This window comes from Pseudoalteromonas sp. MM1 (assembly GCF_030296835.1).
Lineage (GTDB): Bacteria > Pseudomonadota > Gammaproteobacteria > Enterobacterales > Alteromonadaceae > Pseudoalteromonas.
Genome location: NZ_AP027922.1, coordinates 3617372 through 3629135 on the forward strand (window position 1 = coordinate 3617372; position 11764 = coordinate 3629135).

Annotated in this window: 8 protein-coding genes; 2 read left to right on the plus strand and 6 right to left on the minus strand. The window is 42.9% G+C overall.

What is annotated here, in order from left to right:
- The first annotated feature begins 165 nt into the window (after positions 1-165).
- Both QUE46_RS16400 and QUE46_RS16405 read left to right on the plus strand, forming a co-directional pair.
- Entirely contained in the window at positions 166-1059 is an 894-nt protein-coding gene (locus QUE46_RS16400) for a hypothetical protein (RefSeq protein ID WP_286245643.1), read from the plus strand.
- Positions 1060-1154: 95 nt separating this feature from the next.
- The gene (locus QUE46_RS16405) at positions 1155-3044 is read left to right on the plus strand and encodes a monovalent cation:proton antiporter-2 (CPA2) family protein (protein WP_286245644.1); all 1890 of its coding nucleotides are present in this window, start codon (positions 1155-1157) and stop codon (positions 3042-3044) included.
- Between the two features lie 97 nt (positions 3045-3141).
- Here the strand turns inward: QUE46_RS16405 and QUE46_RS16410 are convergent, their stop codons facing one another.
- From QUE46_RS16410 to QUE46_RS16435, 6 genes are all read right to left on the minus strand, one after another.
- Positions 3142-3513 (minus strand): hypothetical protein, encoded by a 372-nt coding sequence (locus tag QUE46_RS16410; RefSeq protein WP_286245645.1) that lies wholly within the window; start codon positions 3511-3513, stop codon positions 3142-3144.
- A 14-nt stretch (positions 3514-3527) separates the two neighbouring features.
- On the minus strand, positions 3528-4049 hold the full coding sequence (locus QUE46_RS16415; RefSeq protein ID WP_286245646.1) for a YcxB family protein: 522 nt from the start codon (positions 4047-4049) through the stop codon (positions 3528-3530).
- Between the two features lie 634 nt (positions 4050-4683).
- A complete protein-coding gene (locus QUE46_RS16420) occupies positions 4684-5397 on the minus strand; it encodes a hypothetical protein (RefSeq protein ID WP_286245647.1) in 714 nt (237 codons plus the stop codon).
- Positions 5398-5559: 162 nt separating this feature from the next.
- On the minus strand, positions 5560-7347 hold the full coding sequence (locus QUE46_RS16425; RefSeq protein WP_286245648.1) for an alkaline phosphatase: 1788 nt from the start codon (positions 7345-7347) through the stop codon (positions 5560-5562).
- An 11-nt stretch (positions 7348-7358) separates the two neighbouring features.
- Entirely contained in the window at positions 7359-8942 is a 1584-nt protein-coding gene (locus tag QUE46_RS16430; protein ID WP_286245649.1) for an alkaline phosphatase, read from the minus strand.
- Between the two features lie 214 nt (positions 8943-9156).
- Positions 9157-11583: a TonB-dependent receptor gene (locus QUE46_RS16435; RefSeq protein WP_286245650.1), complete on the minus strand. Its 2427-nt coding sequence runs from the start codon at positions 11581-11583 to the stop codon at positions 9157-9159.
- Positions 11584-11764: the final 181 nt, after the last annotated feature.

Here is an 11764-nt window from a genome sequence, read left to right on the forward strand (position 1 = left end):
TGCATCCTTTTTGCTAATTTTTAGTGTTTTTAACCAATCATTAGTAAACCAGCGTTTTAAACATACCTATCACCTTAATAAAATCAATAACTTATAGTTGGTCTCGTTTTTGCTCTACTATGCTTATACAAAACAAGCATAAATAACAAACACAAAGGACTAAGCATGAGCTCATCAACTGTATCTAACATTACAAAACCACTTTCACTTATTGGTGGCATTTTATTATTAAGCGGCTGTGTATTTCATATATCGCCAAGCGTTGCGTCAGTAAAACAAACTCAGCAGCTTTCACTGCCCAGCAATAATCTAGAATACTTAAATGTGTTGAGCGGTGCAGGCTCACTTGAAATTAAAGGCTCGCCTAATGCCACCAGCATAAGTGTAGATGCCACAATTTACACAGCCGACATTGCAGACGAATACACACTCACCCTTGAGCAAAACGGAAAACAGGCAAACCTTGTTGCCCAAAATAAAAGCCAAAATGGCATTAACTTTTACAGCGGCCAATCTCCACATATAGATGTAGTTGTAACCGTGCCAAGCAATCTAAATTTAGATATTGATGATGGCTCTGGCGACATTGTTATAAGCGCAATGCAAAATAATATTAATGTAGAAGACGGCTCAGGTAGCTTATCTATAAACAGCGCTAAAAACCTCACCATTGAAGATGGCTCTGGCGATATAACCCTTGAAAACATCACGGGTAACTTAGCACTTACCGATGGCTCAGGCAGCGTAAATATTAATAATGTGAACGGTAATGCGGTTATTGATGATGGCTCGGGCGATATGCGCATTAGCAATGTGCGCGGCACCTTAACTGTTGAAGACGGTTCAGGCAGCATTGCCATTAATAACATTAATGGCGCGGTTGATGTTGACGATAACTCTGGCGATTTAGTTATCGAGCACGTGCAAGCAAGCGTAACCATTGAAGATGGCTCGGGCAATATTCGTGTAAATCATGCTAAAGGGCTTACCATTACCGAATCGGGCTCAGGCGATGTAAGCATTGATAATATTAGCGGCCCAGTAAAAGTAGCCGATTAATTATGACTAAATGATCCATTTTCAGCCACATGACCCATTGTATTTTTAAAGCCACTAAGCCATGCTAAAAGCCTTGATGTTATTAGGATATACGCGTGTTAGAAATAGCTTTAATTTACTTAGCGGCGGCCATAGTGGCTGTACCTATTGCCAAGCGAGTCGGCCTTGGCTCGGTACTTGGTTATTTAATTGCAGGCATACTTATTGGCCCTTACGCCTTAGGTATTGTGGGCGATCAAACTGATGTAATGCACTTTGCCGAGTTTGGCGTAGTAATGATGCTATTTTTGGTGGGCCTTGAGCTACAACCCGCCCGTTTATGGAAGCTACGCCATTCAATATTAGGGCTTGGCGGCTTGCAGGTCGTACTTACCGCCGCGGCTATTTTTGCGTTTTGTTACTGGTTTTTTGCCATGCACTGGCAAACCGCCCTCGCGATTGGCTTAATGCTGGCGCTTTCATCAACCGCTATTGTGCTGCAAAGCCTTGAAGAAAAAGGCTGGCTAAAACAAGAAGCCGGGCAAAATGCGTTTTCGGTTTTACTGTTTCAAGATATCGCCATTATTCCTATTTTAGCGCTACTGCCGCTACTGGCATTTGCACCGCAAAGTAGCTCAAAAGGCATTAGCGACTCCATTATTGCAAGCTGGCCGGTATGGCAACAAGTGGGTGTATCAATCGCGGTTATCGCCGCCATTATTGCTGGCGGTAAGTATGTGTCGGCACCGTTATTTAGATATATAGCGCAAACGCACATGCGCGAAATATTTACTATTTTTGCACTGTTTTTAGTGGTGGCCATAGCGCTAGTGATGCAAAGTATTGGTTTATCTCCGGCACTCGGTACATTTTTAGCCGGTGTAGTGCTTGCCGAAAGCGAATTTAGACACGAACTAGAAGCCGATATAGAACCCTTTAAAGGGCTACTGTTAGGGCTATTTTTTATAACCGTAGGCGCATCAATCAACTTTGAATTATTGGCTGATGAGTTTACTACTGTGATTGCACTCGTTGCCCTACTAATTGTTATAAAAGCCTGTATTTTATTTGCCCTTGCCGTTACCTTTAATATTAGTAAAAAGCAGCGTTTACTGTTTGCTTTAGCGCTTGCCCAAGGTGGTGAGTTTGCCTTTGTACTATTAAGCGTAACCACTACATTAAGCATTTTAACGCCAGAGCAAACAAGCCTAGTGACATTAGTGGTTGCTGTTTCTATGCTGGTTGCCCCACTGTTATTAATGGTTTACGAGCAAATACAAAAACGCAGTAACAGCACCGCACCTGAGTTTGATAAGCCCGAGCAAATTAGTAGCGCAAAACACGTAATTATTGCGGGCTACGGACGCTTTGGGCAAATTATGGGGCGTTTACTGCACGCGCAAGGCTACGACATTACTGTACTTGATCACAGCCCAAGCCAAATAGAACTCCTACGCCGCTTTGGTAATACCGTATTTTATGGTGATGCCGCACGCCAAGAACTGCTTGAAGCCGCAGGCGCACACACGGCACAAATGTTGGTAGTCGCAATAGACGATGCAGATAAAACCCTCGAGATTATTAAACTTGCGCATAAAAACTACCCACACCTTAAAATTGTTGCCCGCGCAATCGACCGTCGCCATGCGTATCAAATGCTTAACTTAAAAGTAGATGCCTTTAACCGTGAAACAGTCGACTCAGCTATTAACTTAGCGGTAGATGCGTTAGAGCTGTTAGGTAACAATAAACAAGATGCCCAGCGCGCCGGTAAACTATTTAGAGACCACGACCGCGCTGCTGTATTGCAACTTGCCGAGCTGTGGGGCGACGACGCAAGCTACGGCGTAGCCGTGCGCCAACGCATGGAAGATTTAAAACAAGTACTGCAGCAAGATAAACAGGCACAAAGTGATTTAAATACCTGCGAACACGGCGACTGTGAAGACGGCCTAACAGAGCTAGCTGATAGGCCTAAGAAGGCTGATGATTCTCATTTGGAGTAGTGTCTAAAAATTGATATGTGCTATTAGTATGAGTTAATAGCACTTTAAATAAATACCGCACTCAAATAAGTTACCTAAAAACATAGCCGTACTTTAGCTAGTGTTCAAAACGCTTATATATTCCTCGCCAATCTGAGTGTTCAGGATATTTAATCTTATAAGCATTTATTTCAACCTTAGAGGCATGCTGAAAATAGGTAGAGAAATAGTCATTAATGTAGCTTTCTCCTTCACCCATTCTCCAAAAAATTTCGCTTGGGTGGTAATCTGGAAATTTAATCCAAGGGGGTTTTGGTGGGTTGTGCTTTAACTCATTTTCATAGCGCTCTTTTAGCAGCTTCTCCCAAGCAGCTCTATGCTCTAGGTACTTATCTCGTTGTTCATCGGTACTGTTAGCATGATTTTCACTTCCCATTGATGAAATAGGTATAAGCATTAAAATAAGCGCTAAAGCTTTGTAAATATTCATAAAGTAACGCATTACTAGATATGAGCTTTAATTAAATCTTTTAGGTCTTCTTTTTCGGCTTCGCTTGTAAAAGCGCTCGCGGGGATTATTAAAGCCAATAGCTTATCTACAAATATATATAAGTCGCCTTTATTTTCTTCTATTGCTTCAACGGCTTGCCATTTATAAAAGTAACTTCCTAGGTGATTAGTTTCGCAAATGCCATCAGCTTGAAACTCAATTGTTTTATTGCCAATCATTACGCCATTTTCATTGGGGATTGATTGCTTTTTTAACTTCTGATTATTGTATAAAAATACAATAATTAATATTAAAAAAGGCACTGCTACGATTAACCCACTTTGCCAATGAAAGTCAGAAAGGCGAATAGACTCAGCCTGAAAAAAAGTCATTAAAACAAAGGCTAACACAAACCATACAATCATATTTTTTATAAACCCTAAGCCTTTATTATCTTTAGGCGCACACAACTTTTTTATTATAAATTCAGCATAGTCGGTATAATTCTTTTTAGTAACAGTAATAGATTTGAGCATTGTTATGTCCATATAGAACGCTTTTTAGCGCACAATTAAGTCTTGTGTTTAAGTAAATAGCTAACGATAACATTCATAATACGTGTTCTCAACGCAAACTCCTTATAGGTAATTGTTGTAACTTTGGTAATTAATTTTTTACCCATTTTATATTGGTTTCTTTAATACCTAGACCTTGCTTGAGCCTCACAGGAAACTCTAATGAGGGCTTACCAGCCCAGTCTCTTTCAATGTATAAATTGTAACCGTCATCATTTTTCATATTTAACAGCGGACAACTAAATACCATCCCAATCATCTAAAAACCCAGTTCAGCTAAAGTGTTTGGGTATACCCCATTGCGGGTTTTATGTAGTTCAATGAGAGAAATAGCAGATACAAAGTTTTGTGTACCAAATATCTCATCAGCTCCAAGTACTTCAAAATCACACCCAGATAGTAATAAAACAAATAAAATACTAAATATAAATATTATGCGGCTGATGGTGTGTGTTTTATAAAAATAGGAAAGTGTTTGCAGTATTACTTGGGCGGGAATGGCTTAAATTAACCTACTTTTTAATACCTACTTGTAGCTCATAGCCGCCTGTCATTCTTCCAACTATGAGCTACTACGTTTAAAAAACACTAAAACCTAGTGGTGGTGTCCGCCTTGAATCGCTTTACCTTGCTGGTTATAAAACCCCGTTGCGCTGTGCTCTATAAAACCTAGGTTTATCATTTTTGCTAAAAACGGGTCGTTTTCGTTATCACCTATGTCGGCGTAGTCGGTGGTTTGAAATCGATCCCACTTGGCAAACTGTGCGGTTATTTCTGCTTTATTGCTGCTTACATCATTTAGGTTAAGCGCAGTGTGAGTGTGGCTTTTTTTATTGGTTACGCTAAAGCTTTTAACCAAATTCGATTGGGTAAATAAAGCGAGTTTAAATTGGTTGTCGCCCTCGGTAAGTGCGTAGTTTTTTACTTCATCGCAGCCTGTGCCTTGGGTGTTTAAAAGGGTCATTTTTTCGATTAAATGCGCATCCACCAGCTGATTTTTAGCGCTCCAACTTTGTACACCGCGTACCTCAGATGGCTGATACTCAATACCGCGTTGCTGAGCATTAAAATAACGAATTGGGCGAATTTGTTTGTTAGCTAAGTGCTGCCAAAGCTCAGTAATTACCTCACGCTGATGCGCAACTTGCGAGTTATTGCGCCAAAGCGTTAGTGACTGTGTACTTTGCTCATGGTTGTGAGTATTAGTAATTTTATAGTCGGCTTTTAAATGCGCGCTATCAATTTTACATTGCTGGGCTAGGGTGCTGGTACTGGCAAGGGTTGCCATTAAAAATAATGCGAGTTTCATTAAATTATCTCTTATTTAAACGTCACTGTAATAAGCATTACCATACCCATTTACAGTGGCATTTTTATGACATAAAAAAACAACTCGCACTGAGTACGAGTTGTTTTTAAATACTCGATTTTTTATACGTACTTTATATGCTGAGCGTACGTATTAAATGACTTACGGCGTTACTTTTTCATCAGCGGTAGTTACTAAGTCTGCCGCAAAGTCCATTACATGAAATAAAAAGCTTTGCTCATTTGTGCCTGTTACTAAATGAGCGCCTGGGCCCATGGCGTATACGCCAACATCTTCACCTGCGTGAGTTTCTGAGCCAAGTGGTACAAGTGCCTCTTGGTGAAAGCCCGGTGCAGTTGTTTCAACATCGGTTAAATCTACACGCCCTGTAACAGGTGCAAATGCATAACCTGCATCGGCATCGGTTTCATCGCCTAAATCTCTAAAGCCGCCACCGTTGGTGTAGCCAACTGTGGTGTACGGCATATCGTCGGCAGCTAGGCTTGGCTCGGTTTCCCCTACGGCAACAACTTTACCTAGTATTGGGTTACCACGTTTAGGGTAGCCTGCAATAGTAAATACGTGGCTGTGATCGGCAGTAACCACTATGAGCGTTTCTTCTGGGTTGGTGTTTTCCATTGCCACTTGCACAGCTTTTGCAAACTCTACGGTGTCGTTTAGGGCATTGTAGGCATTACCCGCATGGTGCGCATGGTCAATACGCCCCGCTTCTACCGATAAGAAAAAGCCATTGTCGTTGTTATCAAGCACGTTGATTGCTTTTTCGGTCATTTCGCTAAGTGAAGGCTCGCCCGCTACATCGTTTGCGCGGTCGGCTTCGTATTGCATGTGCGATTCGTTAAACAAGCCAAATACTTTAGTGGCATCGTCACTGATTGCATCAAAACCGGTTTGGTCCATAACGTATGTACCGCTTGGGTAAGCTGTTTGCCACTCGGTTATTAGGTTGCGGCCATCAGTACGGTCGCCTTCTACTGCGCTTACTGCATCGGCTGAGTTTGCTGCTTCATCTTTTGGTAAAAAGTGACGACGTCCGCCGCCCATTACAACATCAATGCCATCTACATCAATACCCGTATAACGCGACTCTAAGTTGGCTTCAAAGTTTACTAGTTGCGATGCAATATCTTCACAGGCTTCTGTGCCCTCTGGCATATCTGAGTTATCTTCCCAGTTACGGTCAGCCGATTTAGCATACGTTGCTGCAGGTGTTGCATGGGTAATACGTGCGGTTGAAATAAGGCCGGTTGCTTTACCCGCTATTTCAGCAAGCTCTAACGAGGTAACGAGTTCGTTGCCTGCTACCGTTGAGCAGTTACCGCGTTCAATGTCTTCATCTACACCAATTACGCCCACATCAGTTTTAACACCTGATACCATTGCCGTCATTGTCCCTGCTGAATCCGGCGTTTGTGCATCTACGTTGTAGGTTTTAACAAAACCTGAGTAAGGCATTTTTTCAAAGCTTAACTGGTAGTCTTCACCTAACCCGCCTTCAAGCTGGCCTGCTAAAATTCGCGCAGCTGTTACGGTAGAAATACCCATGCCATCGCCCACAAATAATATTACGTTTTTTGCTTTGCCCGACTCGGTAACTATATTTTCACTGGCTTGCTGCGCTTGTGCAAGTTGCTCTTGTGCCCCGCTAAACCATGCGTTGCTTGTTAGAGATGCAAGTTGTTCGCTGGTAAGTGATGTAGCAGGTGCATTACATACTAAATTAGAAGAGGTAACTTCGTCGCTATCTAGCACGCCGTTGCCGTTTGTATCTACGCCGGTTTGAGTTTCTACACCGCCATTAACACATTGCTCTGAGCCTACTGCAATGGTGTTATCTACCGCGAGAATATTATTTTCGTCTTTGTCGTCGTCACTGCAACCTGCTAGCGCGACCATTACTGCTAAAGAAAGTACTGTTAATTTGTTCATGTTAGCCGCCATTATTGCTGAGTTAGTTCAAGAGCTTGATTAATTAAATGAAATACTACGTTTTGCTCAATTACGCCTTGAGCTAGCTGAGCGCCTGGGCCTTTTGCATGCAGCGAAATATCTTCACCAGCATGCGTTTCTGAGCCAAGCGGGATAGTGGCTTCTTGGTGAAAGCCAACATTGGTAGTATCAACGCCTGTAAGCTCTACACGTCCAGCAACTGGGCCAGTTGTATATGCTGCATCGGCATCTGTTTCATCAACTAAATTTCTAAACCCTAAGCCATTTGCATAGCCTACTGTGGTGTAAGGCATATCGTCGGCAGCAAGGCTTGGTGTGGTTTCACCTACGGCAACTACTTGACCTAAAATTGGGTTACCGCGTTTAGGGTAGCCAGCAATCGTAAATACGTGGCTGTGATCGGCGGTGACTAAAATAAGGGTTTCTTCTGGGTTGGTATTATCTACTGCAGCTTGTACGGCTTTAGCAAATTCTATGGTGTCGTTAAGTGCGTTGTAGGCATTGCCCGCGTGGTGTGCGTGGTCAATACGGCCCGACTCAACCGTTAAGAAAAAGCCGTTTTCGTTTTTACCTAATACGTCAATTGCTTTGCTGGTCATTTCGCTAAGTGATGGCTCGCCGGCAATATCGTTTGCGCGGTCTGCTTCGTATTGCATGTGCGATTCGTTAAATAAACCAAATACTTTAGTAGCGTCGTCAGCAATGGCATCAAAGCCTGCTTGGTCCATTACATAAGTACCTTGTGGGTATTGAGTTTGCCATTCAGTAACTAGGTTACGTTCATCAGTACGATCGCCTTCTACCGCGCTAAGTGCATCAGCTGAGTTAGCTGCTTCATCTTTTGGTAAAAAGTGACGACGTCCGCCACCCATAACAAAATCAAGGCCGTCTACGTCGGTACCTACAAAACGTGCTTCTAGGTTTTTTTCAAAATTAACTAATTGCGAGGCAATGTCTTCACAGGCGGTTTCGGTTTCTGGCATGTCTGAGATATCTTCCCAGTTACGGTCTGCCGATTTAGCATAGGTTGCCGCTGGCGTTGCATGGGTAATACGCGCTGTTGAAATAACACCGGTTGCTAGGCCTTTAATCTCGGCAAGCTCTGTGGCTGTTAACAGCTCATTACCCGAGACAGTTGAACACACACCGCGCTCTATGTCTTCGTCTACACCAATAACACCTACATCGGTTTTAACCCCTGAGATCATCGCGGTCATGGTGCCTGCAGAATCCGGTGTTTGTGCATCTACGTTGTATGTTTTTACTTGTGCTGAGTACGGGAACTCTTCAAAGCTTAAATAACCTTCTTCACCTAAGTTGCCCGCTCTTTGCCCTTGTAAAATACGTGCTGCGGTAAGGGTAGATACACCCATACCGTCGCCTACAAACAAAATAACGTTTTTAGCTTTTGTTGCTTGTTCACTTTGTGCAAGCGCAGTTTTTGTGGCGAGTGTGGTTTGGGCATTTGTATACCAGTCATTGTCTGTTTGGCTTTGTGGTAATACATTGGCATGGCTTGCAGTACTTAACATAAACGTTAAGCCAACTGCCGCAGCAACTTGTTTAATTTTCATCCTTTATTATTCCCATAGTGTAGTGGTTGTTGTTTTTGCTTGAAGCGTGAACCTCAAATAAGTAACCGCAGCACTATAGAAAACAGATGTGACCTCTAAGCGTACTTTTAATTAAAAAACAATGACTAAACCATGACAAAATTAAGACACAAAAAAAAGCGCAGCGGTTAACCGCTGCGCTTAGCACAATTTTCACAGGGATAAATTTATAACATTAAAAACGCGCCTTAAACGATACGCCAAAGTAGCGCTCGGCATCACGCGGAATTTGGTAACGGAAGTTATCGCCACTGTAGGTTGTTGCATAGCTTTCATCGGTTAAGTTTTTAGCAATAAGCGACACTCTAAATGCATCATCTTTAAACGATAAACCTACACTGGCATTTAAAATACCGTAATCTGGTAATAATGCCGCTGGGTTAAACTCGCCTACATTATTTGGTAGGTCTGAGTATTGCTCGTCGGTGTAAATGTAAGAGCCGTTAATATGAATATTAAAATCGTGCTCTGTTTCAATAAAGTAATCGGCGCTTAGTGAGTATTTTAAATCTGGCGAAAAAGGCACATCTAAGCCAGAGCGGTCAGTACATGAGCCTGCTTCTACTTCTGCCGGACAATTAAACTCGTCAATTTCAGCTTTAATATACGCAATGCCACCGGTTAAAGTGAGTGAATCGGTAGCCGCCCACATAAAGTCAACCTCAGCACCTTGCGTGCTTACATCACCCGCGTTTGTTAAGCGAGTAATACAGGTACCGTCTGAACAGTCAAAGTTATTGGCTTGAAAACCTTCAATTTCGGTTCTAAATACAGCAAAGTTAAATACAAACTCGCGGCTTGCGTATTTATAGCCTAACTCGTACGCGTCTGACTCTTCTGGAGCAATTTCGCGGCTGTCGTTATCAGGGTTAAAGTTGTAGTACACGTTAAAACCAGGGCCTTTGTAGCCTTGTGAGTAAGTACCATATACCATTTGGCCATCGCCTAAATCGTATTGCATACCTAAACGACCCGACACGTTGGTTTCTTCTGCACTGCCTGATTCGTCAGTATTTAGTGCTGCTGAGCGTACACCTACACCGGTGCGGCCAAACTCATCATTGCTGATACGGCGGTGTGTGTACGACACTTCATCGTCGGTATAACGAATACCAAACAGTACACGTAAGTCTTCAGATAAATCGTAAGTACCATCGGCAAAGGCTGCCCAGTTGTTAAACTCGGTGCTCATGTATGCGGTTGCCGAAACAATATCGTTAGCATTACAGCTTACACCTAGGCTTTGCGTGTAAGTGTCTAAATCGGCCAATGCTGCATCAAGCTCTGCACCGGTTAAGTTATTTTGCGCGTAATACGCCATGGCAGCGTCTAGCTGGCCTGCATTATTTTGACAACTCGCGTCACGGGTAAAGTTACGTTGCGAGTCCATGTTCCAGTAAAATAAACCAGCCACATAGTTAAACGGACCTGCTAGGTTTGAGGTCACTCTAAATTCTTGCGAAAACTGATCCCACTGCTGGGCACCTAAATCGTGTAATTGAAAAGGCACGCCAAATACAGGTTGGTTACTGTCGCCAGCAATCGAGGTAAAGTCGCCTTCGCGGTATTCGGTGTTATCCCACGAGCGCTGCGCTGTAATTGAGGTATAGGTGTAGTCGCCAATAGTTTTATCAACCTGTACCGAAAACGCACTGTGTTCATCAATTGTGCGCGACTCATAGTCGTGATCCACTTTACGTTGGTCTAGGTCTATATCGGCTACGCCATCAACAATGCCGTTACTGTCTGGCGCGGCTTGCGAATCTGGGTTACGGCCGCTTGGTAGGGCTTCTAAATCGGCACAACAGTCGTCGTCGGCGTTATAAAATTCGGCAATAAATTTAACGTTTAAGTCATCGCTTGGCTCGTATTTAAATACAGCACGTGCCCCTTCGCGGTCATAGCCGTTTACTTTTTCGTTGTTGTAAACGTTATCAATGTAGCCATCAAACTTACCTTTAAATACGGTTAAGCTTGCTGCTAAATCGTCGGTTAAACCACCGCTTACAACGCCTTTAAAGCGGTATTCGTTATCTTGATAAAACGAAGTTTCTACGCTGCCGGTGGTATCGTACGAAGGATCTTTGGTTGTAATGTTTACTACACCTGCAGAGGCATTTTTACCAAATAAGGTACCTTGTGGGCCGCGCAGTACTTCAATGCGAGACACATCGTATAAATCGGCAAAGGCTTGACCAGAGCGGCCAAGTACCACGCCATCAACTACGGTTGCCACACTTGGCTCAGCTGCAATACTAAACGAAATAGTACCAATACCACGTACCGTTAGCGCTGAGTTACGAGTTGTGGTGCCTTTTCTAAAGCTCACCGAAGGCACAAGTGACTGTAAGCCTTCCATGTTATTAGCAAATGCCGAATCAATCTGATCGCTATTAAGTACAGACACCGCAAGCGGTACTTCGTTTAGGCTTTGCGTTCGTTTTTGTGAGGTAACAACAATTTTTTCAAACTTATCGTTATCGTTTTGCTCTGCTTGTTGCTCTGTTTGCTCTTGCTGCGCATGTGCTTGCGTGCTTAGTGCTAAACCCGTTGTTATTGCTAACGTGACTGCCAAGCTTAAGACGGACTTTTTAGCTCTCATGTCATTCTCCAAATTGTGCGTGTGTGCTGTTAAATTACCGCGTTAGCAAGTGTGTGGGTTGCTAAAAAGCGGTGCCAGAGTGTTGTAGGTATTTTCCTTATATCTCTTATGTCTTATATAAGAGATATAAACTTAAACAAACTTATCTTCTATTGCAAACATTATGTGAATAAAATGTGAT